Origin of the sequence: Halobacteriovorax sp. XZX-3 (genome assembly GCF_043196495.1) — a bacterium.
Taxonomy (GTDB): Bacteria; Bdellovibrionota; Bacteriovoracia; order Bacteriovoracales; family Bacteriovoracaceae; genus Halobacteriovorax_A.
On record NZ_JBEBMO010000001.1, the window covers coordinates 819,202 to 843,805 of the forward strand.

The following is a 24,604-nucleotide window of genomic DNA, read 5'->3' on the forward strand; positions in this document are numbered from 1 at the left end:
CCACGTCTTTTCTTTTCCTAATGTTCAAATCTTAACAGAAACCAAACTTTTCTTTTGAGTCTTTGGTTGGTACTTAACCAGCATAAATAAAACTCGGAGATTATTATGAAACTTGTTATCGCACTTTTTGTTACACTTACTGCATTTGCTAATACTTACCAACTTTCAGACACTGTAGCTTCTGAAGCTAGCTATGACTACAAAGCTCTAGAAACAATTACACTTACAGATGTTGAGCACCTAAACTCAGACATCTTTGCTAGAACTGTTACTTTTAGAGCAGTACTTAACGGTGAACTAAAGTCATTCACTGGAAAGATCGTTGAGCGCGAAGTTGTTGGTTCAGATTACCTATACAAAGTTCAAGGATCTCTAGACAGAGACGTTGTTGCTAATGGTTACCAATGTGACGAATTTGAAGCATTCAACTATGTTTTCGATGCGCAGCTTGAAGTTAACTTTGAAGCAAAATACAGAGAAGTAAAAATCACAAAAGTTTCACTACTTAGAGAGTACAGCTACGACATCTGTCACGACAGAAAAGAGTCGACAATTACTCCATACATCCTAAAGTAATTCAATACTTCTAAGCGACACTCCGGTGTCGCTTTTTTTTTTGCGATGGGCGCAAGCCCTAGCAACAGCGATGGACGAAGTCCTAGCAACAGCGATGGACGAAGTCCTAGCAGCGACGAGCGAAGCTCTAGCAAAAGCGATGGGCGCAGCCCGAGCCACAGCGATGGACGAAGTCCCAGCAGCGACGAGCGAAGCTCTAGCAAAAGCGATGGGCGCAGCCCGAGCCACCGGCGAAGCCGCAAAACAAATTTTGAAATGATATTTAATTCTTTAAGGCTTGCTTCGGATGCTAGCGTAAGACGAGGGAAGGCGTAGTTTGCTACGCCGACCGAAGTCAGGCGCAGCAGACGGAGTGAGACCTAAAGAATTAAAAGAAGCCACCGCCCCAAGGGCCGCCCTTCTTGCGAGGCTTTTTCTTCTTGCCACCAAACCCAGGAAGATTAGGCATTCCACCTCCCCCCATTCCTGGCATACCAGGCATCCCCGGCATTGCTCCACCTTTCATCATTTGAGAAAGGCCACCCATCATCTGCTCCATCTGCTTAAACTTAGCGATAAAGTCACGAACCTGTGCTTCTGTATTTCCAGAACCACGAGCAATACGCTTGATGTGAGAATCCTTCATTATCTTATAATTGTCGCGTTCCTTTTTTGTCATCGAGTTGATGATAACGCGCATTCTTTTCATTTCATTTTCAGCAGGTGTTAAATCCCCTACTTGCTTAAGCATGCCCCCCATTCCAGGGATCATCTTCATGATTGATGCCATTGAACCTAAGTTCTTCATCATATCCATTTGTTTCATGAAGTCGTTTACAGAGAACTTTCCTTTCTCTAAACGTTTCATCATGCCTTCAGCATCATCTTTGTCTATTGCAGCTTCTGCTTTTTCAACAAGAGTTAGAACATCTCCCATATCAAGAATTCGTCCAGCCAGACGATCCGGATGAAAGAGTTCAAGGTCTTTCATTTTCTCACCTGTAGAGATGAACTTGATTGGAACTCCAGTTACGTGCTTGATTGAAAGTGCGGCACCACCACGAGCATCAGAGTCCATTTTTGAAAGAACGACACCAGTAAGCCCTACAGCTTCGTGGAAGCTCTTAGCAACGTTTACGGCCTCTTGACCAGTCATTGCATCTGCAACCATAAGAACTTCAGGATTAAGTCCCTCAAGGCTTTGACGAACTTCTTTGATTTGTCCCATTAGCTCTTCATCAACGTGAAGACGTCCGGCCGTATCAATGATAACAATTTCTTTACCGTGCTCTTTTGCATAGGCCATTGCCTCTGCTGCAATATCTTTCGGATGCTTTCCTAGATCAGAATCGAACCAGTCCATATTCATTGACTTAGCAAGAGTAATTAGCTGATCTTTAGCGGCAGGTCTGAAAGTATCGGCAGGAACAAGAAGAACGTTCTTCTTTTCTTTCTTTGTTAGGAAAAGTGAAAGCTTACCAGAGAATGTTGTCTTACCTTGACCATTTAGACCAACAACTAGAATTGGAGTAATACCGCCTTCAACAAAGTTAAGCTCAGTATTTGTGTCTCCCATCGTTTTTGCAAGTTCATCGTGAACGATTTTAATGAACTGTTCTTCAGGATTAACACCTTTGATAACTTTCTCACCAAGAGCTTCTTCTTTAACGTTGTTAATGAAATTCTTTACAACCTTAAAGTTAACATCAGCTTCTAGCAGTGCAGTCTTTACAAGTTTTAGAGTATCCTCAATATTGCTTTCAGTAATCTTTCCCTTACCCGAGATATTCTTAAACGCTTCTGAAAACTTATCACTTAAATTATCAAACATTCTTGTCGTCCTTATTTTATTTTATTCAAAATTATATCTAAACATTCACTTGGGTGCGTGGCCCAGTAGTCAGCACTATGCTCACCAAAGCCATCTTTAGTTATCCCACTCTCCCATAGAGCGCCAATTGATTCAACCCCAAAACCCTTTGCTCCTTGAGTATCCGTGTAGCTATCACCAATCATAAGAATCTTATTCTTTGGCATATCTTCAAGCATCTCACTTAACCCCTGCGGGTGTGGCTTAGGAGTCGTATCATCAAGACATCGTAACTCTAAAAAATGCTGAAGGACATTTTGGTCGTCTAAAATTCTTAACGTTGATCTGCGATCACGTGCCGTCCAAACATAGAGTTGAAATTCGTGATCAAGAAGATCTAAAATTAGTCTCTTCATTCCATCAAAGAGTTTGTAGTTATTGCTCTGCTTTGCCGTCACTTCTTTCCAAGTCGTCATGAGCTTGTTTCTTTGTAGTTCAGAGTTCACAGGATCAAGACCAAACTGATTTGCTGTGTAAACTAGATCTGGCCCATATTTTGAACGGGCCTCTTCGATCGTGACATCACGATTTAAAATAATCGTCATCATCTCGGCCACAGCGCAGATTACGGCCTCTTTAGATGAAACTAAAGTACCGTCGCAATCAAAAACAATATATCCTCTTGGATTTTCAAAAAACATTAGTAATTATTTCCAAATTATTGAAATATGTTGACCTAATTCTAGCTACTTGCTAAATAAACGCATGGCCAATAATCGCACTTTTTCACCATCTCTTCAAGCTAAGATTGACACTCTAATGGCACGTCGCCCAAAGGTCAAACTTGGTAATATTTCATTTGATTCACCACTTCTACTTGCTCCAATGAGTAGCATTTGCACAGCTCCATATCGTTTATTGATGGAAGAGCTAGGATGTGGTGGGACAGTAAGTGAATTGGTGAGCTGTCACGGGATTAACTACAAGAATGAAAAGACGGTGAAAATGCTTGAGATTCACCCACGAGAGAAGAATATTGGTCTGCAGCTATTTGGTGAAGATGGAACGGCCATGGCCGAAGCCGCAAAAGTGGCCGAAGAAAGACAACCGAAATTTATCGATATCAATATGGGTTGTCCTGTTCGTAAAGTTGTCACAAAAGGCGGAGGATCTGCTCTTTTAAAAGATACTTCTAAGCTTGGAAAATTCTTCAACCAAATGAAGAATGCAATCGAAGTACCTTTAACAATTAAGATTAGAACTGGTTGGGATGAGAATTCAATTAATGCTGGGGAAGTTATTCATATTGCAAAAGAAGAAGGTGTTGAATTCGTTGCTATCCACGGTAGAACAAGAACTCAGGCCTATAAAGGATTAGCAAATTGGGATCTTTTAGAGAGTATTGCTGAAACATCTCCCCTGCCAATTATTGGAAACGGAGATCTTCACTCGGCCCCTATGACAAAGCAGCGCCTAATGGCAACTCGCTGTCAGGCACTGATGCTTGGACGTGGACCTCTTAGAAATCCATTTATTTTTCTCGAGAGCTTCTTAAACGAAGATGATGATATTACATTCACACCAAGTGACTATCTTGAAGTTATCGAAAGATTCCGTGAATACATGGAAGAGTACACTGATCGAGAAAGAACTGTTCTTATCACACTTAGAAAGAATATCGTTTGGATGGCCGCAGGCTTTCCAAATGTAACTCACTTTAGAAATGTCATGTTCCAAACACCTGATATCGAAGAAACGATGAAGGTAACTCGCGAATATTTCGATGCCATAAAAAATGATCACAAGAAATTGGATCTAACTCAAGCCTTCATGGCCGGCGGACACGGCTAAGACTCCGAAATCACTTCTCATACTAAAGTTTTCCACTTGAAATGTCGAAGAGGCGTTAGTGGAGATAGTGTAAATTACTTTATACTTAAGTTAAGAGATGAAGAGACTTTTTAAAAATATTTTCAATACAGTGCTTATCGGTACATTGGCCTTCAATGCGATGGCCTCTGATATGTGTACAGACCTTGAAAATGAAATCTCTGCCATCCATGAAAAACAAGATCAAATGAAAAAAGATGATAAGGCGGACTCTCCAACACTTATCGAACTCAAAAAAATTCGCGATGCTCAAATGGCACAAGTCGTGGCCTTGAGATCATTAAAGAAAATTCGTAATGAATACCTAAGCTTTAAAAAAGAAGCCGAGGTACTTGATGTCGCTAAACTCTTTGATACTGATACTGCACAGGCGCTAAAAGAGCTTGAAACCCACACTCAAGCTGTGACAAAGTATGCAGTCATTCACTCGACTGTATCGGCCTTAGCAAAGAAGCAAGCTGCAAGTATCGCTGAGAATAACAAAGAAGAAAATGCTTTCGTAAAACTCTTTAATCATCTTAAAGATGGAAATGGGAAGGATCTCTACTCTTATGTTAAATCTGCGTGTCGTGGCAGAGATGCAAGCGTACAAAAAGAATGCGAGGTCTTCAATGATTTCACAGGAAACTTTGAGATGGATCAAGGCTATGAAGATATGGCCAAGGATACAATCAATAACTATGGTGTAATCTTACAAAAAATTTATGCTGGAAGTGCAACAGAAAATGATGCAAACAATTTCCTAGAAGCTCACCTAGAGGCCCTAAAGGACGATACTGTTAATGTTGCATTAACAACGACAAAAGAAGGAACTCCTTCTATAAAAATCAACACTTCGGGCAATAGCTTAAATTTACTTTCGCACAACGATCAATTAAAGCATTACTACGAAAATACAATTTTAAAATTATACGAAGACACTTTTGATCATAACGAAGATCCAAATATCTTTAATACTGAAAAAGGTTCTTATGCTTCCTTCTACTTAGATAGTGGTATCTCTGATCAGTCATTTAGTGACTTATCTTCAGCACTGAAAAGTCTAAAGAGCTGTCGAGTGAAAATTAAAGAGTGTGACGCGAGCAAAGACTTAGAAAAAATAAAAACTGCTATCAATGACTCTAGAGCGGCCATTGGTAATTACAATACACTTGATAGCATTTCACTCTACCCTAGCGAGGAAGAGAAGAAGGCCGACGAAAAAAGAAGAGATGATCTTAAGAATAAAATTCATTCATTCTTAAAAGATGCTAATGATAAAGTATCTGCCTTAAACAAAACAAGTAAGAGTAATCATAACTTTGGTGAAATTTTAGCAGATAATCTCGCAGAGCTTTGCCCTGGAACTCCGGGTGGTTCGACGACAGATATTTTATATGGCTGTGTTGAAAGTGAATTAAATGACGAAGCTTTAAGTCAAAAGATAAAAGAGCGTGAAGAAGCGCTAGGTGACGTTGAGAAGCAGATTGCAGCAGTTTTCACAACAAGACCAATGAAGGACTTAGAAGTTCTAAAGGCCCTTAACTTAAAAACTTATAAGCTAAACTGTAGTGGCTTTAAAGAAGCTAATATCTCTTGTATGCCAGCTCTTGAAACGGGTAATGAAGGTATTTCGATTCTCACAAAACTAAGTGATGGTATCGATGATAAGATTATTACAGAGGATTACTCTCGCTACTTTTATGGTGAGCAAGAGCCTAATGATTTTCGCATGACTGATCGCTACCTACTAGATTACTGCCATGAAAAGAAAAACAAGCGCTGTAATGGAGCTGTTGTCGAAAATGGCGCAAGTGGAAATGATGAGGATAGCCGTGGCGACGAGTTTGATTATGCCTGTCGAGCTCTTCATGTTCGAACGTGTAACTTAAAAACAAAATCATTTGCCGATAGTAGTGTTGAACTTAAAAGTAATGAGTACTTCGACTGGGACCCTGTCTCAGAACGAATGGTCAAGCGCCAGCACAGAAAGAGCTTCTGGCCTCAAGTTGCGATGTATGCTGCTCAGAATTCGTATGCCTTCATTGGGCCAATGATCTCTACTCAGCAATTAAGGGCCCAACTTCCTGGATACATTTACACGGGCCGAGTTCAACAGCAACAACTCGCCTATCAACAACAGTACTATGATTGGTACATGGAAAAGCTTGATCTCTCTAATCAGAGAATGTTTAGTGGAAGCTATAATCCTTTCTATAGCTCTTACGACTTCTACGCCAATTATGGCTATGGATTTTAGAATCTGCTAAAACACACAAAAATTTGTCGTCTCATTCAGTTCGCTCCCTTACCAAAGTGCTAAAAATGCTCCTTATTTCAACAAGTTATCGATAAGTAGGTATTTCTTACCTTTTCTTTAATATCAACAGGTTAATATAAAGAAAGGCATCGAATTTCACGAAAAGTAAATGGGTAGGAAAATGTAAACCAATGAAATTTAAAGTAAGTTTACTCACATTCATAAGCACATTGATGCTCCTTACTTCATGTATGGAAGCGGCCAACAATCGCCGCTCTAATCTAGATTCAAACGACTCAGAACAAGAGTCATCAGATTATATTATCGAAAATCCTACGAATCCTTCTTGGTACGCCAAAGGTCAGTATGTCGATGGTGCTCTAACACTAAATTCCAGCGACACAGGAAGTATTTATCTTGTTGGTGGCATTGTTAATAATTACATTGTTTCACAAGAAAAAAAGAATTCAGTGTTCTGTTTAGTTGGTTCTATTAATACTGCTAGCTCTACAGGAGTGGATAAGAAGTCACAAGTTAGATTAATGGCCACGCCAATTAAATCAAGTAAATCACAAGAAACAAGCTTAAGAATTAATGTTGCCAATGCTGGTGATAATGCTGCTTTTTGTGGTGGAGATAATATCGTAAGCTACACAAGCTCTGGATCTTCAGTGCTAGTTGACGCAAACGAGGCCGCTTACAGCCTTGCTACAATTTGTCCAGAATGTTCAACAAGTTTTACAACTATTGCACTCACTCTTCATGAGTCGGTAGCAGGTGTTCTAAAGCACTCACCTGTTCCAAGTACTTCAGTTAGCCTGTCGAATCTTTCTGTCACAATCAATGTTAATGGCTCATCAACAACACCTGGTGGTAGTTGTACAAATACTTCATGTCAGCAACAAGGCTATAACTGTTGTCTAAACGGACAATGTGTAATCGACGGTGAAGTTAGACCTGAAACAGATCAAAATAGTTCAGAATATAAAACAGCTCTTGCTGAAATCTTAGAAGATGCAAATAGTTTTAAAAATTATCCAGAACTCTTCTATGTCTGTCCTATCAACGTTAATCCGGGAGAGGATGACGATGATTCAAACGATGGCGATCCAATTGATGATGCAAATCAACAGCTATTAAAAGATATCGAAGATTACAAGTGTCTACTTGGTCAGCTCGATAGCTGTGATCCAAATCTTGATAGTGTGCGTGTGAAAGTATGGCAAAAATGTGGTTGTTCATTTGAGCCAACGTATATTGGTGGAGAACTTCAACTAGACTCTCGCTGTATTGACTACGGCCTAAAAGCTGAAAAGGACGCCAATGGTAATATTTTAAATATTCAATGTGATATTCCAGTAATTGAAAATGAAGACAGGCCATTTCAAAACCTATCAGTTTTAGTTTCTGGAAAGAGTGCTCCTCACCGCTTCTTCTCTCTAGCGGGAACTCCTTATGATGATTTATCAGAGATTCCAGAGGGAACAAATCAAGAAGGCGATACATTCTACTATCTTGATGATGCAAACAAGGCAGGCCCTTTAGAAACGTCATATAATATGAACGCTGTTATTGGTCAGATGACACTTGATCTTCAACAAGCACAACCGGCCAAGGCCTTAGATGTCGAAGTTGATAAAGTTTATATTGTCTCAGTAACAAGTGGTTACGCTACTCCTTGCCCTTACTGTCAACAAGATGCTTGGCAAAAGGTATTTAGTTCACAGCCAGAGACAGCAAAAGGCTATGGGTTAACTTGGCGAGGGTATACAACTGATCGTGCCCAAATCGGCAGTAATACAACTTACGGAAATTATGAAGATACAATTTTTGGACGTGCTTGTTGGGTCCCTCCGACAATGCTACCGAGTTCACATATAAGCTATGCAGATGCAGGTGTGCAAAGAAGAAACCGTCTAGAAACTCAAGCGGCAATGTATGTAAACGGTTACCAAAGAGATTGGTATGGTTTTAATCAAGGTGCCCTTATTGGTTCATTTGATGGAGTATCTTGGTTCTCTGTTGGAGCAGGAAGACGTGTACGTTCGACAACGCAAAAACTATTCTTAGCAATTAATGCTCCTTTTGCGGATCTTGCTCAAAACACAAATTATACAGTTTCTGTTGTCGAAGATCTTGGTGGTCAAACGGCAGCAGATTATGACTGGGACTTCTCAAAAGATCCTTCGGCCGCAGGTCAAGGGTACGGGGCAAGTTGCCAGTATATGCATGCTTGTAATGTTGATAGCGATTGTGTTGCAAAACTTGGATGGGAATATGCCTGTGCTCAGGTAACAGATGTGAAAACCAATTGGCCAAAATTTGATATTGATGCATTTGAAAGAAATAACTATTCAAGAGAAGGAGTTTCACTCTCTTCTATTTTAAATACAAATATTAGTAGTGGTCAAAATAAGAGATGTGTTTACCGCGGGGCCGGCTCACTATGTAAATTAAGCCCGACAACAAATGTTAAAAAGACAACACACTCAAAACTTTTAACTTGTGCTCCAAACTTCTACTGTGCGGCCCTGGACTCTGCAAGTTTTTCAAAAGAACTAATTCGCTCACCTAATGAGCCGACAGCAATCCTTTACGGACAAGCTGCAAGTATTCTTGGACGACCAATCTCTTATAGTAACCGCGGCGAAGAGCTGCCGACAAATATTCAACAAGCAATTGCTGCAAACCTTTCAATATATGCAGCTACTGGTACCTATGGGCCAGGAGATGTGGGCCTTTGTGTTCCAGGGCGCTCAACAGATACAACTAATGGATTTGAAAGTCGTCACGAGTCTGAAGATAATAAGAATCGTACTGATTATATTTCTCAAATAGCTTCTTGTAATGAAGATGCTACAGGCTTTAATCGTACCCGTTCATGTCCAGTATTCGACACAGACGGAAACTATGTGACTGTAGAAGATGCTACAATCAATGTTCCATCAGTATTACAAAATATGTGTTCAGCGGCTTCTGTTGATACAGATGAAACATCATCTTTCAAATCAATTGAAGCTGGTTTAATTAAAGATATCCTTCAGCTTCAAACGGAAACACTCGCGGCCAACGCCTGTATTAGAAGAGCGGGAGCTGTTTGTCATACTAACTTAGACTGTGGTCCAAACCGCCTTCATGCTGATGTGGCAAGAGGACTCTCTCCTTCTAGCTTTGGTGATACAATCGCTGAACAAAAGTACTGGGAAGAAGAACTCGTTTGTGGCCAAAGTCAACAAGAGCCTCTTTTAAATACGATTCTTGCGGGTAGTTACTATAACTATGATATGGGTCAAAACCGTTGTTGTCGTGAAATTTCAAAAGACTTCACGATGTACACACAAGTCGAGACAAATACATCATTTCCTGGTTATGACTCACAAAATGAGGTTCTTAATACGAGAACAACATCAAATGTATCTCCTGATGCAACAGGACGCTACTCTCGTTACTCAGCATCTGAGACATTTAATACAAGCTCAATTGAGATGAAAGTAGAACCGGGAGTTCTTCCAGATAATGGTCAGGCCCTTATTATTAATGAAACAGGACGCTCAAATTGCTGTGGTGGTGGTTTCATTAGAAAGTTTGAAGATGGAACAAATAACTGGACAGCTGGTGGACGCCTAAACCTTTCACCAACAAAGCTAGCGTGCCTTAACTATTCAATGAAGTCATGGCGTGAAGAGCTTCAACCTCTTTACCGTAATAACTGGCTAATGGAATACTCTTTCATGAGTGCTATTGGTGGTTACCGTACTTATAATGGAGAAGTAGGACAACCATTTGTTTGGCTAAGACCAGGTGATCCTATTGGAAGTATTCAGGCAAATATTAATGCTGACTCTGCGGCAGTACCTGAAAATATTAATACAACTTCACCTATTGATGGCCGTATTAGCTTCTACCCTGCCGATGAAGAAGGAACTCTATTTAATACGAAAATAGCATTTGGACTTTACCAGAATACTGGTTTTAATGACACATTCAATGCCCCGTATTCGCCAGTGGTTGTAAAACCGGCAGGATTCAATAACCCTATTGCCCCTGCACTTGGAGCTGATGATCTTGAGCAACAAACGCTTGCGATTTACATCCCTGACTATGTTAATGGCGCATCGATTAACGATGTTATCCTTAACTATATTACTGATCCAGATGCGACGGACTTTTCAGACCTTTCAACACACGATGAAGCAGCAATGACTGAAGTTGTCTGCCCAAGTGTAGCAGGTGCCGAACTAGCACTGGCCTCAATTAGTCAGCCGGCATACTGTACTGTTACTGAAAATAACTTAAGATACATGTTCTTTAGAATTAATAATGATCTTCTGTCTGCTCCGACACCAATGCAAATTGGATGGGTATCATTTAGATACAATTTCCCTGCGAGTGCTTTTGGGACAATTCCAGGTGGACAAAAATACTACGAAAGTATCTTCGAAAGATATGAGTTACTAGGTGTTCCACAAGTTACTTATGAGGCCATTCGTTGTAATGATGAGAAGGCCAACCCTGCGGCCCACACTTCAAATGAAGGACGACTAGTTGAAGGTATTTATAATGAAGTAAGTGATCCGTTCTTTACTGATCCAGATAGAATTCCTGCAACAGATCCAAATATTGGAACAGCTGATGCAATTGATAATCAAGTATATTACAAAACAGATGGTTCAACGATTGCCCTACCTCAGATTTTTGCGGCCAACGACTTTAAGTGTTGTTCAAAGCTAGGGACAAACGTTACAGACCCAGGCTCAATGTGTTGTTCAGGCTTTGGTGTCTTAAATGAAGATAATACTTATGAGTGTCGTCTACCTAGTGGGACAAATATCAACACTTATCTAAACTTATTTATCTCATCTGAAGGTATCGTAACAGAAAGTGCGGATATGTCACTTGATCCAGAAAAGCATTATGATCTAAGAACAGGATTTCCACTTGTTGAAGGTGCCAATGCTGATCAAGTAAAATCTAAACTAAATCAAATAGGTAACCGCTTCTGTCAACTTGGAAAAGTAAGAACAGGTAGCGCCTTTGATAATTACTATCCTCAACCGGCGGCCGGCTACTTTACTGAAGACACTCAGTTAAAAGGTTATAACTCGATTGTCGACTCAATGGATGACTTAACTGCTGATGACGCTAACTACTCAAGCTTTATTAAAGGTTTCCGTTGGAATCATCACTTCTATTGTGAATAAGTTTCATACACTGTTCATTTAATAGACAGTAGTTTCTTCAAACACAACGAAAATTCAATATCTTGCCCCTTCTTTTTTTTGGCACACCTATTGCTTTATACATAGTATCTAAACTTAAGAAATGAAAAACCAAATGGGGAAACTATGAAAAAGCAAAATCTATCAACACTGATTAAAGTTGCCATCTTCACTGGATTAATTCCACTTTCTGCTTATGCAAATATTTGTACTATTGTAGAAAGGAAGTTTGAAAGAAAAGGTTTTGAGAAGATTAGTGACTTCGATAAAGACTTTCAAGAAAGATACAATAAATACAAGGATAGATGTGATCTAGAAAAATATAAGATTGCTGAAGAGAAGTTTCAAAAGAAACAAACAAATATCGAAAAAGATGAAAAGAAGCATGCTGACTTCATTAAAGACCGTGAGTCAATTGAGCTTTCAACAGAAGATCTTAGAGACTACTATGATAACTCACCTATTATCGCATACCGTGCATCACTGAAATATAAAGTATTCGAAGGTAATAAAGAAATCTATCTTCAAAAAGTTTCTGATGCTGATGCCATTTGCCAGAATATTCTTGGTGACAAGAAAGCTAAAGCAAAAAGTGCACTTGTTTCTATCGCTGAAAAAGAGCATATGGGTCAAGTTCAAACACCTCAGGATGTAAGTGATCAGCTAGAATCAAGATTTGATGGCGCTGGCTCATCTGCCGCATTTAAGATCACAAAAAGAGGTATCTTTGATCTTGGAGACAATGTTGAATCAGGAACAGTTACAGAAGATTTTGAAACATCAAGAAAAGAGCGTATGGAGTTCAATGCTGATCTAAGAGTTCTACAGGCCAATGGAAGCATCTCAACATTTGCAAGTGATATTAGAGCACTAGAGTTTACTAAAATTGAGTGTGTTAATAATCCTGTAAACGACAAAGATACTTTAGAAGATATTAAGACAAAGACGACAATTGAAACAAGAGTAAACTCTGCAAAAGTTGATAGCGATGAAGATGAGCAAAAAGTAGTTGTAAAATTTGAAGCACAAGAAAAACAAAACTTTATGGCCCAAAAAGGTAATAGTGATCGTGTTAATCCAAATCAACCAACGATCAACGATATCAGAAGAGGCGAAACTACAGAAAAGTATACAGTAGATGATCAGATTGACTTTATCCTAGGTGGATCAGTTAACTCAAGATCACAATAATAAATACCCCTCCCCCCTTTAAAGGCCCGCATCATGCGGGCTTTTTTGTTTTGAGAAATATTCCAATTCCATATACAATTTAGATATGAAAAATTATTACAAAGTGCTTCTTGTTGCCACAATCAGTCATTTCTCATTGGCCCTAAGCCCTCCGCCTCCTCAGGCGCAAGTTATTGAAGAAGTAAAGTTTGAGCCGCATATGGTGGAGCATCTTATAAAAGGCTGTCCAGAAAACTCTGAATGTAATTCACAAATGGGAAAAGTATCAGAAGACTTTAAGCAAACTTTTTTAAAGGATAGCTTGATCAAGAAGAAAGAATTCGCAAACAAATATGGTCTGCCTTTCACTTTCTGGACAACTCTCCCTAAAGATAAAAATACAATTACCTATCAATCAAAGTGTAGTTTTCATCATCCTCAGAAAGATAAATTTGGAAAAATTGTAAATGACAGGCAGCCTATTTATGAAGGAATTAGATTTCTAAAGAGCACGAAGGAGCTTTCAAACAATCAAGATATCCTACCTAATATCATGTTAAGGCAAGGGCAAGATAAACCAACGATCATCCCACGCCACTCTATTCCATTTTATACAAATGGAGCGGCCATTTACTTTCAACAAGAGTATCGCGGGGTTGATTTTAAGTTTAAAATAGAAAATGAAAAGGTCTCCCTCTTCACAGATAAACTTCAAAACTATGAGATACAAAGTGGAGCTTGCAGCGAAGAGCTCTTAACTAAGTTTAAGGAAATTAATAGTCAAAAGCTCTATCAAAGTGCATATTGTAAGCTTATCTATGATGCAAAGGCGAAGAAGTATTTTCGCTATATTTTTGGATGGAGCTGTTAATTGCAACAGAAACAATTAGAAGAAATTGAGCTTTGTGTTTACAACCTAGAAAATCTATTTATAAAGGATGCCTTTGATCATCCTCCAAACCTAAACTACTTTAAATCACCACTAAATCTCAATCAATTGCGTACAGTTTTTAGTGAAATAAATGCTGATATTTATGCTCTAACGGAGATTGGCTATATTGAAAGTCTTCATTACTTTAATGAAAAATACCTTTCAAATGAGTACGAAATTTATCACAACCAAGGAAATAGTGATCGAGGAATTGAAAACGCCTTCTTAGTTAGAAAGGGCCTGCCTTTCTATTTTGAGCATCTCTCTCACACTGATAAAGAGATTGATTTTATCTTACACGATGAAGATGAAACAAATTACTTTCTATCACGTGACTTCTCTCACTTAAGAGTATTTAGCGATAAAGAGAAAACAAAACATATAATGAGTCTTTTGAATGTTCACTTAAAGTCCCAACGAGATGATTCCGGCCATGACTTTAGATCAGTTAGAAGAAGAAAGGCCGAGCTTGAGTTACTTGTTCACGTCTATAAACAAGAATCTTCACTCTTTAAAGAAACCCCTGTCATTTTATGTGGAGACTTTAACGGTAATGCTTCGAATGAAAAAACAGATGAAGAATTTTTATCACTATACTCAGAAACAAATCTTAAGGATGTACTTGGAATTTTTGAATTACCACTAGAGTACCGAACAACATTCTATCAATTCGTTGGCCAAGCGGCCCACCCTCTTCAACTTGATTACCTCTTTATTGATGAAAGATTTAAAAATCAAATTGCAGATGCTGCTGTCTATCGCTACCGCAACTCAGTGGGAAAGGTTCTAGGCCCGCCGCGCAAACGATCGGATATATGGAATAATCCCTCTGACCACTACCCAGTGTACGCAATTTATAAACTATTGAAATAAGATTCGAGAATTGATGATTTACGCGATGCAATTGCAAGGATGAAAAAGATCATTTAATTAATTCTCTATGCATCAAATTAAACAACACATCTTAATCTGGCTTTTTGCGTTACCTACTTTTGCAGCTTCTGTTGTTGCCATCAGTGATAACCAAATTGATATCAATCATATTGATCTTAAGGATCATCTTTTTTCTAATCGCCAAGAAATCGAAAATGGTAAAGATAGCGACGCTAATGGAAAGATTGATGATATTAATGGTTGGAATTATATCCAAAACTCAGGAAAGGTTTTTGATGACGGCCTTATTGGAACTTTCGATCCAAGAGTTTTTGAATACTATGAAATTAGAAAGAAGAAGACACTAAAGACGGCAACTGAAAGTGAACTTAAATGGTACACGGAAATTAGAAAAGACGACGAGTTTATGGAAAGCAGAGATGAGTTCTCTTCATATACACACGGCTCTCATGTTGCATGTCTTGCAATGAACACAAAAACTTTGCCGTACGAGTTAAAGTCAGGAGATCTCCAGTATCTTCCAATTCGCTACTTAGGAGATGATCCGAAAGGTCTATTTGCTAAGAAGGAATTTATTCCTAGTAAATATAGTAAGTCGTATCTAAAGATTAGAAATATCGAAAGATACTTAATGTACTATGAAAACTGGATGATTTCTAAAATGAGAGAAACTGTTAAGTACTCGTCTAAGTTTTCAAATATCTACCACGCATCTTGGGGGCAAAGCTGGGAGCCGGCCTATGATATGATCAACGGGCTCTTCCAAGATGAATTTAATTTAAAAGAAAAAGAAGTTAATGATAAATATGAAAAGTTAATCACTCAAATGCGTGATAGCTATATGAAAGGACTGATGGACAAAGGTCTAGAAGTGGTAAAAGCATATCCTAAAATGCTTTTCGTATTTTCTGCTGGAAATAAGAAAGACGATACGGACTCTTTATTGCATTATCCATCTTCAATTATTGCAGAAAACGTTATTTCTGTTGCCGCAATTGATGAACACAATAAGGATAAGGCCTATTTTTCTAATTTCGGAAAAAAGACTGTGACAATCTTTGCACCAGGAGTGGCAATCAATTCATGCTCACCAGGCGATAACTATGTTCCAATAAATGGAACTTCTCAAGCAGCTCCACAAGTAACAAACACGGCCGCAATGATTTATGCCATGGCGGACTTTTACAATAAAGATATTAATGGATCTTTTGTAAAAGACATACTGGAAGACTCGGCCAAAAAGCTGAGTACTTTAAGCAATCTTTGCACAAGTGGTGGACTACTCGATCAACAAAGCGCTCTAAGCCTTGCACGTTACTATTTAAAGTAAAACCTATGCTAAATTTTTAGCTGAAATTTCATACGGAATGAGCATATTTTGCCTAAACCTCTTATCTATTTTGACGATAAGAATAGATAAGAGGTGGATCATATGAACAAATTAGCAACTTTAATCTTACTATCTTCATTAATGAGCTGTGCGAGTAGTACGCACCAAACTGAATCAATTGAAAGCAAAATTGCAGGCTTTGAAGATCGCTCAGATAGTGAAGTTAATCCAATCCCTTCTTATAAAATTAGAAGCTTTAAAAAGAAGAGTCGTGGCCCAGCGAGTGTTGGTCAAGAACTGACTAAAGATATCTCTAAGCTTGATAATAAGAAAGTCTACTTTCTTTCGCTTTATGAACAATACTTAACATTCTCTGATCTCTACCCTAGTTTTAAAAAAGACGTTAAAACATGTGCTTACTTTCATCAAGAGTTTAGCTCATATAATGACAAACCAAAGACTTGGAGTTATCAGCTAAGAGAAGATATTGATGACAATATTGAAAATGTGGTTTGGCACCTTCCATATGATGGAGAGAGAGCAACAAAAGCAACTCTTCCTCTTGCAATGAAAGAACATATGGATCGTACATATTACGAAATATCAAAACTATGTGACAATGGTTTCTCTGATAATTACTACGTTTTCGAAAACTATATTTCGTTAGCAAAAAGTAATAAAGTTTATGCAGGAACAAGTGAAGGTGCAAACTCACTAGTTAAAACAAGTCTTGTTTTTAACAAATTACTAATCGACAATCTTTCAACAAAGAAGAAAGTTAATATCGGTCGTGGACTAGCTTCAAAATCAGAAGATATTGAGTATACGGAAATTTCTTTTAGAAGAATGCAAGCACTTTGGTTTTAGGAATCTTTAACTAAATTAGGCCTTACCGACCTTTTAATTAACTTTAAGTAGAACCTATGATGTTCATATGAAAGTTCTACTTTTAATTCCCCTATTCATTATTGCATTGCTATCTTGCAATCAAGATCACCCCAAGCAGGGCCGCTTATCAGAGATAACAAGAAACTTTTACGAAATCCCTTCATTCTTTGATATCGAGATTGTCTCAATAGATATACAAAGTGAAGTCTTAGATCAAAATTACAATTGCTACGAATATAAACTTGATATCAACCTTAAGGCAAAAGAAGACCTACTAACCCTAAGACCGAATCGTCCATTTGGAAAGTATCGAATCAGAACAACAAAGGGTGAAGAGTTCATTCCCATCACAAATACAAAAGTTGAATTAGAAAAAGAAATTAGATACTACGAAGAGCAAATAGATCAGGTAGCTCTTATCAGCCAATGTGTACGAATGCGAGGTAAGAAATGTATTCGCTACAGAAAGGTTAAGGCCTCTCGTCGCCATAAAGAAAGTATGATTGATCGAAAAATAGCATCAACGAAGAAGTTCTTTCCTTTCGCAATAAATAAGAATCAGAACACTATTGTAAAAGAGCTACCCATTGTTGTTTGTAAGAATGAATTAACTAATAAGTGGAATTAGATAACACCAGTTAAGAGTAAATAAACCTCTCTAACATTAGCACGAACCACAGATATTGATGTCATCATATCCGAATAATAGATATGCTTTCTTCCATCTTCATTGTGATGAACTTTCGCAAAATCTTCTCTTTCAGTCATAAGGTGCCTCTTGAGTTCACGAGTACTAACAATGACCTCATTAATTTCATCTTCAGTTGCAATCTGTCCTTTATAGACTGAAATACTTCTTTGATAGAGAGATTCAACTTCTGAAAAGTAATTTAAAAGACGATCGGTTTCATCTGCTGATAGCTTCCAATTTTCGTAATACTTTGTAAGCATAGTTGTAAGCTTATCTAAGCTATCTGCTAATTGTTCGAGGTCAGAGGCGATCTGCATAAGCTTTATAGCATTGCGACTCTCAACTTCCTCTGCACCATTCGCAATTACTTTTGAAATAAAATCATTAATTTCAAGTTGAATATTATCAATAATTTTTTCGTAATCTTTAATTTTTGCCAGAGCACGGGCCCCCTTAGTAGGACTTTCAATATACTCGTGGCACTTCTCAAACATTCTTGAAACAATATCTAAAAGCTTACCAATTTCAAGTTCGACTAAAACATATGCCATTGTCGAAGAAATATGTCTTCTTTCGCCAAGGAATTTTAACTTTGGACGATCCTTAAATTTCGCATCCGGATACATTCCCTGAATAAGTTCCGCCACAATATTCTTAAAGAAGAAGTAATTAAGGATTGCCAGTGAAATAACAAAGAATTGCCCTATGACAACAAGACTAACCGTTCCAACTGTTGTTTCAACATTATGATCAATGATCACAATTAATAAGAAACTAGCAAATGTGGCCACTAAGTAATGGACTAATGGATGGAGGGATAAACGAATTGCAAGAGGTCTTGCAACTTTTCTTGCCGTATTAAAATTTATAAAAAATGAACTTAGTGTTGAGGCGCAAATAATTGAAAAGCAAATACTAACAGGAAAAACTTTTGTGAAGATCATGACCACTGCGATGGCCAATGTCATCGTTTGGCTTCTTAAGATGAACGATACTACTGTTCCAAAAACAAATCCAATTAGAAGGTTTGTAAATAAAGAATAATCAACAAATCGAACAACAATATCTTGAACAAGATCCCAAGTTAAAAGAGAGACAAGACTCTCATGCATTACCGATACACCAAGAAAAAGAAATGCTAGTCCAAATAGGAGCTTTGTTAGCTTTCTCACAAAGCGTTGTGTAAATACCAGACCAAGAATAAGAGCAAAGGCCATAAGATTCAGACCTATCTCCTGTCTTGAAAGCATTAGAATAAGAAAGATCGTAACGGCGCCAATGACAGAGCCAAAAAGCATAGGAATTACTCGATTCTTTTTAATCAAGTTGGCATTAACAAGACCTACCGTCACGATATTGGCCATTGTTGGTGAGAATGCTAGTAGACTCAGCCTTGCACCATTCCAGAAATTGACGACAAAGTTCTTTCCATCAATATCAGAAGCAATATGTTTGATAGCACCAGAACCCAGACTCTGAATACCTGCAGAGATAATTCGTTGTCCGTAATAAAATATAGCGAGTCCTGAGATAAAAAATAAAACCGTTTGCAAGTATTCCATGACTTATTAAATATAAATCCTTGTAAGATTTAAGAAGTGGCCTTGGCCACCCAGATAGGGATAATAATGTAGAGTATTGTATCTCGGATCAGATAAAATAGGAAAAAATAAATAAAAGCTTTTGGGCCTTTATTCCATAATCCTTCAATCCCCAAGTATTGAATCTTCTTAGACATTGCCACCATAAATTTTGTTTTACCATAGTGGGTAATGAAGAATGAAATAGCACCATCGACCTTGCGATCAAATGCCAGGAAAGGAGCCTTTAGTCGCTCCAGTAAGGACTTTAGAACAGTTTTCTGCTCTGATTGCTTATTCTTATCTACTTCGTTTGCATTATTAGTAACTGAGCTCATGATAAGCACAAATTAGCAGAGAAAAACAGTGGTGAAAAGGATTTTAGGAATCTTTGAACAACTATTAATGACACCATATAGAATTTCTATTGGCCCCGAATAAAGATATATAAGATAGTAATATTATGGAAGAAAATATTGACTAATACACTCAGACAATACAAATTAGCTCAATATCTCACAAAAAGAATTAAGACGAATAAAGAAAAACAAGGTCTACAATTCCATGACACTTTTGGGTACCGATTTGGGTAATCTAAGTCACAGGGATTTTAGACGACACAGTGCAAGGAAGATTTTTTGCTACAAAAAATACACCTATTAAACATTCAAACTAAGAGTGAAAATATACCTACTCACCTGCTAAAAATGCCAGGTGCGTTTGTTCTTATTACATGTCAAAGAACAATCATCCTAACAACTACTGAATTCAGTGATGAAGACAGACAACTAGGACAATACTACTTTGGAAAGAAGGCCTATCACTTTCTACTAGAAACTATTTGTGGCCTACAAAGTAAGCTTAAGGGTGAGAGCGAGATCGTTGCCCAATTCAAAGAAGCATTCTCAAATTATTTAAAAGAAGATATTCGCTCTTCTCTAATTCTTAGAGTCCTTGAAAAACTATTTAAGGATGCTAAAGAAGTAAGAAAAGAGCACTTAATTAAGATTGGTCAACAATCTTATGCAGGTATTACAAGAAGAATCATTCAATCAAAATATGACTCTGGAGATGTTCTAATTTTAGGATCAGGACAATTAGCAAGAGATTCTATTAAGCACCTAATGAAAAAGTATAATGTTTATATTAGTGCTAGAAACCCAGAGAAAGTACAAGATATCATTAATGATTTTCCAAATATCAATATCACTGCTGTTGGCTGGAAGGATTATAACGAATACTTCAAGTTTAATAGCTATGTGAACACTATCGGATGCTCAGGAAAGATCTTTGCTGAAGAGTTCTTTGCTGGCCACTGTCCAAATAACTCAATCTTTGTCGACCTTGGCTCACCTTCTGTAATTGACACAGAATTTGACAAGAAACAGGGTGTTTATCGTTTAGGAGATATTCTTAATCACGGTAAAATGCTAGATGAAGAAAAGATTGAGAAACTAGACCAAGCGAAGATGGCCATTGAATCTCTTGTTGAGAAGAGAGCTAAGCACTTAGCTACAGTACGCGCAAATCTTTAGTATTAATTAACTCAAAAGCACCGTTATCTAAGTCGATCTGTTATCTACAGTAATTTACTGTAGGAGACGACATGGAGATTAATAGCTCAAATCGAATCGGACATATACCGCTTAGTACACTTAAGTGGATTCGAAAAAACTCAATTGTATTCGATAAAGAATTTATTTCTTTAAGAATGCTATTGCTACTTAGTCTACTCATCAATATTACATCCTTTGCACTTCCAATTGTTGTAATGCAAATCTATGATCGAATGATACCAAATCATCGAACAGCAACAGCGATTATTTTATTACTTGGACTAACTCTATTCCTAATGGCCGAAGCAGCTCTAAGATACTTGCGCTACTATATTATTACCTTTGCAGGTGCCCGATTTGAAAGTAAACACTCACAAGAGCTGATTAAGAAAACAATTACAGATTCAGATTTTTATAATGTTGGTGTATTTCAGTATTCCTTAAAAGAGATTCAAAGAAATAAGTCATTCTTTGCAGGACAAGGGATAATTACATTAACAGAGCTACCATTCTTATGCCTCTATTTTGGATTCCTTTTTTATATAAATCCGTTTATGGCATTAATTCCATTTTTTACACTGTCAGTTTATATGATGACCTCACTCTATTCTTTAAAGAGGATAACTAGAATAATCCAACTCAAGCACATAACTGATATTGATCAAAATAACCTACTTTATAAAATTCTCGATAATCTTACTGTGATTAGAAAGTTTGGTAGAATTAAACTATTTAACAATCAATTTAAAAAGAAACAGGCAAGAGTTGCTAAAAATAATTATCAGCTTAATTGCTATGAGCAACAGTTAATTAACCTCGGTCAATTAACAACACAAATTACATCTGTTGCCGTTCTAGCATTAGGAGTTTATCTAGTAAGAACAGGACAAATAGGAATTGGATCACTTGTTGCTTCACTTATTCTGGCCAATCGATGTGTAGCACCAGTCACAAAAATATTTCAAGTATTAAAGAAAGTACATGAGGCTAAAGTCATGTCTGATGTAATTATTCATCCAACAAGTTCAGCTCAAGCAAAAGAAAAACAAAAGCTAGAAAGTGTTTATTCGATGGTTATCCCTATTTATATAAGAGGTAAAAAGCACGAAATTCCATTCATGAAGGGCGATACTATTTCATTAAAATATCAAGACAAAGATACAAAGGAATTCTTATATGCACCTAATTTGAAGGCCATCACAAAAAAAGTTTATATAAATGACTATAAGTTATCAGATGTTGATGACTTAAGTCTTTACAAGAAAATTGCAATCATAAACGCAAGGCCAAATATATGGAACGGCACAATTAGAGAGAACATCACTTCTTTTGGTCTAGTCGATGAAAAAAAGGCCCAAAAATTCATTAACATTTTGGGGCTTGGTGAAATAATTCAAAATCTTCCAAACGGACTTGATACAAAGCTGACATCAGAAGTTGAAGATAATATTTCTGATGAAGTAAAATCATTAATCTATATAACCAGACAGCTTGCACTGACACCAGAGATTATTGTTTTAAACGAATTTGAAGCAGGAGTAGATAGAGAAAACTATATTAAGGTATTCGAATATATTGCAAATATTAGAGAGTCACGAATTATATTTATCAATACCAGAGATCAAAACTTACTTAAGTTATGTAATCGAGATCTTTTGAATAATCGCATTGGCGAAATAGATACTTACTTGGCCTAGGGAGAATTATGTCGAATATAAAAATGATATTTCATAATTTAATGGAGCTTAAGTATCAAGATAATTACAGCGAAGACGTCAATGAAATTTTGATGTCTTATCGGCATATGAGAGAAGTTGATCTTATTAACTCACTAGCATCGATTGGATTAAAAACTGAAAAGCTAAAAATCAATCTTAAAAATATTGAAAATAGTGCGCTTCCATGTTTACTAGTTGCGGACCAATATATTGAAAACTTTTGCAACAACGGAGATCATCTTATACTTAGCTATGACATCCACCTAGAACAACATTATCTAATTAATGATCATGACTTAAAGAGACAAGTAGACATCGAAAATTTCTCTATTAAGTATGCTCTATTTATTAAACAAATTAACCATAACGAACTCGACAACGAAGTAATTTTTAGAAATACAGAAAAGAGTTTCCCAAAATGGATCAAGGCTTTACTTCTTCGTTTTAAGAAGGAATTCATTACTGTAATTTCTATTTCACTACTTAATACAATAACAACAATAGCATTAGCGCTCTACGCAATCATTATATATGACATAATGATTGATGTAAGAGACATGTCATTTTTCATACCGGCAACAACAGGTATTATGCTACTACTTGCAATAAACTTCACTGCTCGAAATATTCGATCAAATATAATAACCTGGTGTGTTCAGCGACTAGATTATATTCTCGAAGTTGCCATACTTGAGAAAGTATCAAATATGTCAGATCATCAAAGGGAGTTAGAGAAGATTGACTTTCAAAACAATCGATTTGAAGAGATTAGAAACTCAGTAGAGTTTTTATCATCCGAAAACTTTTTAAAGTTAATTGATATATTATGTAATACCCTACTCATCTTTCCAATTATCTTTCTTTCTTGGCAAGTTGCTTTACCTACTCTAATTTTAGCTCCTCTCTACATTTTTATTTATCTATACAATATTTCAAATATCAGATTGAAGCAGAAAGAGTTTGATAGTTTAAATGAGAACAAGAACAATCTCGTTGATGAACTTAAAAGAACTTCAGAAGAAATATACCTTGAGAATCTCTTTCCAGTCTTTAGCACTCGCCTATCCTCACTTAGTTCCAACTCATGTTACAGAGAACATAAAACTAAAATGCATTCACAGAAAACATACCTCTTCTCATATTGTTTTATGGTTGGTGTTGCAATTATCTCAATAGCAATTGGTCTTAATTTAATTTGGAATCAAGGCCTAGAAGTAGGAAGTTTCTTTGGGTTAATGTTCTTACTATGGCATCTCTTAACACCAGCTCAGAAACTCTTAGAACTGCTACAAAAAACAGATACCGTTAACTCTTCATTTAAAAAGCTACATTATCTCCTATGCTCAAAAAGTGAAACGAGGACATACCGATCAATTGAAGATCTCTACACTAAAAATTTTGAGATTCAATTCAAATCTGTATCATTTCAATATCCTGACACTCTAGAAAATATCTTTGAAGATGTGAACCTTACAATAAAGCCAAATGAAATCTATGGTATTCATGCAGGCATAAACTCAGGAAAAAATGCTTTTATAAAACTACTTAATAAAACATATCTACCAAAATCAGGTTCAATACGAATAGGAGGAATTGATCACCGCCAATTTGATACTCTCTATTTGAGACAATATATCCTGACTTTAAATCTCAAAAAGTCCTTGTTGAAGGACATGAGTATTTACGAAAATATAAAATACATTAACCCGCTTATTTCACGTGAAGATATTATGATACACCTAGGTATCTTCGGTGTTGGTGAGTTACTTGAAGAAAATGGACTGACAATAGATACTCCTCTTAGCGGTTCAATGAAATTGAAATTATCAAACGAGCTCTATTCGACTATTGTTCTAGCGATACCATTTTGCACTCAAGCAAAAGTAGTTCTTATCGAAGATATCCCTTCAAATATGATTAACGAACAATTTAAATTATTAAAGAAATTCTTGAAACTTTCTAAAGGTAATTTCTCTGTTATTTTCTGTAGTGAACATAAAGAGATACTAAAAGAAACAGATAATATAATTTATATGGCACCTGGCTCAAAACTTTCGTCTGGAAAAAAAGAAGAACTTCTAAATATCCTCGAAGAAAGTGCACTTGTGTAGAAAGATGTAAGGAATGAGATTT

General features: G+C 36.9%; 17 protein-coding genes. 13 read left to right on the forward strand and 4 right to left on the reverse strand.

The features are described from left to right. The first annotated feature begins 105 nt into the window (after positions 1-105). Complete coding sequence (locus ABMA70_RS03760) at positions 106-576, forward strand: hypothetical protein (protein ID WP_392991481.1); 471 nt, start codon at positions 106-108, stop codon at positions 574-576. A 367-nt stretch (positions 577-943) separates the two neighbouring features. Here ABMA70_RS03760 and ffh read toward each other — a convergent pair whose 3' ends face one another. Further along, positions 944-2,386 carry a signal recognition particle protein gene (ffh, locus tag ABMA70_RS03765; RefSeq protein WP_392991479.1) on the reverse strand — a complete coding sequence of 481 codons (1,443 nt, stop codon included), beginning with the start codon at positions 2,384-2,386 and terminating at the stop codon, positions 944-946. An 11-nt stretch (positions 2,387-2,397) separates the two neighbouring features. Then, a complete protein-coding gene (locus ABMA70_RS03770) occupies positions 2,398-3,066 on the reverse strand; it encodes an HAD family hydrolase (RefSeq protein WP_103216856.1) in 669 nt (222 codons plus the stop codon). 64 nt (positions 3,067-3,130) lie between these two features. On the opposite strand from ABMA70_RS03770, the gene ABMA70_RS03775 reads away from it, so the two are divergent. From ABMA70_RS03775 to ABMA70_RS03815, 9 genes are all read left to right on the forward strand, one after another. Beyond that, the gene (locus ABMA70_RS03775) at positions 3,131-4,216 is read left to right on the forward strand and encodes a tRNA dihydrouridine synthase (RefSeq protein ID WP_392991477.1); all 1,086 of its coding nucleotides are present in this window, start codon (positions 3,131-3,133) and stop codon (positions 4,214-4,216) included. A gap of 97 nt (positions 4,217-4,313) precedes the next feature. Beyond that, the gene (locus ABMA70_RS03780; RefSeq protein WP_392991475.1) at positions 4,314-6,494 is read left to right on the forward strand and encodes a hypothetical protein; all 2,181 of its coding nucleotides are present in this window, start codon (positions 4,314-4,316) and stop codon (positions 6,492-6,494) included. A gap of 191 nt (positions 6,495-6,685) precedes the next feature. After that, positions 6,686-11,695, forward strand: a complete 5,010-nt coding sequence (locus ABMA70_RS03785; RefSeq protein WP_392991473.1) for a hypothetical protein — start codon at positions 6,686-6,688, stop codon at positions 11,693-11,695. Between the two features lie 144 nt (positions 11,696-11,839). Further along, positions 11,840-12,904, forward strand: a complete 1,065-nt coding sequence (locus ABMA70_RS03790) for a hypothetical protein (RefSeq protein WP_103216852.1) — start codon at positions 11,840-11,842, stop codon at positions 12,902-12,904. An 85-nt stretch (positions 12,905-12,989) separates the two neighbouring features. Further along, positions 12,990-13,754 (forward strand): hypothetical protein, encoded by a 765-nt coding sequence (locus ABMA70_RS03795; protein WP_103216851.1) that lies wholly within the window; start codon positions 12,990-12,992, stop codon positions 13,752-13,754. Continuing rightward, on the forward strand, positions 13,755-14,687 hold the full coding sequence (locus tag ABMA70_RS03800) for a hypothetical protein (RefSeq protein WP_392991471.1): 933 nt from the start codon (positions 13,755-13,757) through the stop codon (positions 14,685-14,687). A gap of 67 nt (positions 14,688-14,754) precedes the next feature. Further along, a complete protein-coding gene (locus ABMA70_RS03805; protein WP_392991469.1) occupies positions 14,755-16,038 on the forward strand; it encodes a S8 family serine peptidase in 1,284 nt (427 codons plus the stop codon). 102 nt (positions 16,039-16,140) lie between these two features. Then, positions 16,141-16,905, forward strand: coding sequence for a hypothetical protein (locus ABMA70_RS03810; protein ID WP_103216848.1), 765 nt, complete (start codon positions 16,141-16,143; stop codon positions 16,903-16,905). Between the two features lie 67 nt (positions 16,906-16,972). Beyond that, positions 16,973-17,554, forward strand: a complete 582-nt coding sequence (locus tag ABMA70_RS03815; RefSeq protein WP_392991468.1) for a hypothetical protein — start codon at positions 16,973-16,975, stop codon at positions 17,552-17,554. Here the strand turns inward: ABMA70_RS03815 and ABMA70_RS03820 are convergent. Together ABMA70_RS03820 and ABMA70_RS03825 are read right to left on the reverse strand one after the other, a co-directional pair. Next, the gene (locus ABMA70_RS03820; protein ID WP_103216846.1) at positions 17,551-19,179 is read right to left on the reverse strand and encodes a PhoU domain-containing protein; all 1,629 of its coding nucleotides are present in this window, start codon (positions 19,177-19,179) and stop codon (positions 17,551-17,553) included. The two genes, ABMA70_RS03815 and ABMA70_RS03820, sit on opposite strands and share 4 nt — an antisense overlap. A 29-nt stretch (positions 19,180-19,208) precedes the next feature. After that, positions 19,209-19,535, reverse strand: coding sequence for a hypothetical protein (locus ABMA70_RS03825; protein ID WP_103216845.1), 327 nt, complete (start codon positions 19,533-19,535; stop codon positions 19,209-19,211). A 300-nt stretch (positions 19,536-19,835) separates the two neighbouring features. Between ABMA70_RS03825 and ABMA70_RS03830 the strand changes: the two genes are divergently transcribed. The 3 genes from ABMA70_RS03830 (at position 19,836) to ABMA70_RS03840 (ending at position 24,582) form a co-directional block, all read left to right on the forward strand. Continuing rightward, positions 19,836-20,732 carry a hypothetical protein gene (locus ABMA70_RS03830; RefSeq protein ID WP_146037768.1) on the forward strand — a complete coding sequence of 299 codons (897 nt, stop codon included), beginning with the start codon at positions 19,836-19,838 and terminating at the stop codon, positions 20,730-20,732. Positions 20,733-20,803: 71 nt separating this feature from the next. Further along, positions 20,804-22,450, forward strand: a complete 1,647-nt coding sequence (locus ABMA70_RS03835) for an ABC transporter transmembrane domain-containing protein (protein WP_392991466.1) — start codon at positions 20,804-20,806, stop codon at positions 22,448-22,450. An 8-nt stretch (positions 22,451-22,458) separates the two neighbouring features. Then, on the forward strand, positions 22,459-24,582 hold the full coding sequence (locus ABMA70_RS03840) for an ATP-binding cassette domain-containing protein (protein WP_392991464.1): 2,124 nt from the start codon (positions 22,459-22,461) through the stop codon (positions 24,580-24,582). Positions 24,583-24,604: the final 22 nt, after the last annotated feature.

Excerpts from the sequence above, each read along its gene's own strand:
- ABMA70_RS03760 (WP_392991481.1), top strand. The coding sequence starts at position 106 with ATGAAACTTGTTATCGCACTTTTTGTTACACTTACTGCATTTGCTAAT.
- ffh (WP_392991479.1), bottom strand. The coding sequence starts at position 2,386 with ATGTTTGATAATTTAAGTGATAAGTTTTCAGAAGCGTTTAAGAATATC.
- ABMA70_RS03770 (WP_103216856.1), bottom strand. The coding sequence starts at position 3,066 with ATGTTTTTTGAAAATCCAAGAGGATATATTGTTTTTGATTGCGACGGT.
- ABMA70_RS03775 (WP_392991477.1), top strand. The coding sequence starts at position 3,131 with ATGGCCAATAATCGCACTTTTTCACCATCTCTTCAAGCTAAGATTGAC.
- ABMA70_RS03780 (WP_392991475.1), top strand. The coding sequence starts at position 4,314 with ATGAAGAGACTTTTTAAAAATATTTTCAATACAGTGCTTATCGGTACA.
- ABMA70_RS03785 (WP_392991473.1), top strand. The coding sequence starts at position 6,686 with ATGAAATTTAAAGTAAGTTTACTCACATTCATAAGCACATTGATGCTC.
- ABMA70_RS03790 (WP_103216852.1), top strand. The coding sequence starts at position 11,840 with ATGAAAAAGCAAAATCTATCAACACTGATTAAAGTTGCCATCTTCACT.
- ABMA70_RS03795 (WP_103216851.1), top strand. The coding sequence starts at position 12,990 with ATGAAAAATTATTACAAAGTGCTTCTTGTTGCCACAATCAGTCATTTC.
- ABMA70_RS03805 (WP_392991469.1), top strand. The coding sequence starts at position 14,755 with ATGCATCAAATTAAACAACACATCTTAATCTGGCTTTTTGCGTTACCT.
- ABMA70_RS03810 (WP_103216848.1), top strand. The coding sequence starts at position 16,141 with ATGAACAAATTAGCAACTTTAATCTTACTATCTTCATTAATGAGCTGT.
- ABMA70_RS03815 (WP_392991468.1), top strand. The coding sequence starts at position 16,973 with ATGAAAGTTCTACTTTTAATTCCCCTATTCATTATTGCATTGCTATCT.
- ABMA70_RS03820 (WP_103216846.1), bottom strand. The coding sequence starts at position 19,179 with ATGGAATACTTGCAAACGGTTTTATTTTTTATCTCAGGACTCGCTATA.
- ABMA70_RS03825 (WP_103216845.1), bottom strand. The coding sequence starts at position 19,535 with ATGAGCTCAGTTACTAATAATGCAAACGAAGTAGATAAGAATAAGCAA.
- ABMA70_RS03835 (WP_392991466.1), top strand. The coding sequence starts at position 20,804 with ATGGAGATTAATAGCTCAAATCGAATCGGACATATACCGCTTAGTACA.
- ABMA70_RS03840 (WP_392991464.1), top strand. The coding sequence starts at position 22,459 with ATGTCGAATATAAAAATGATATTTCATAATTTAATGGAGCTTAAGTAT.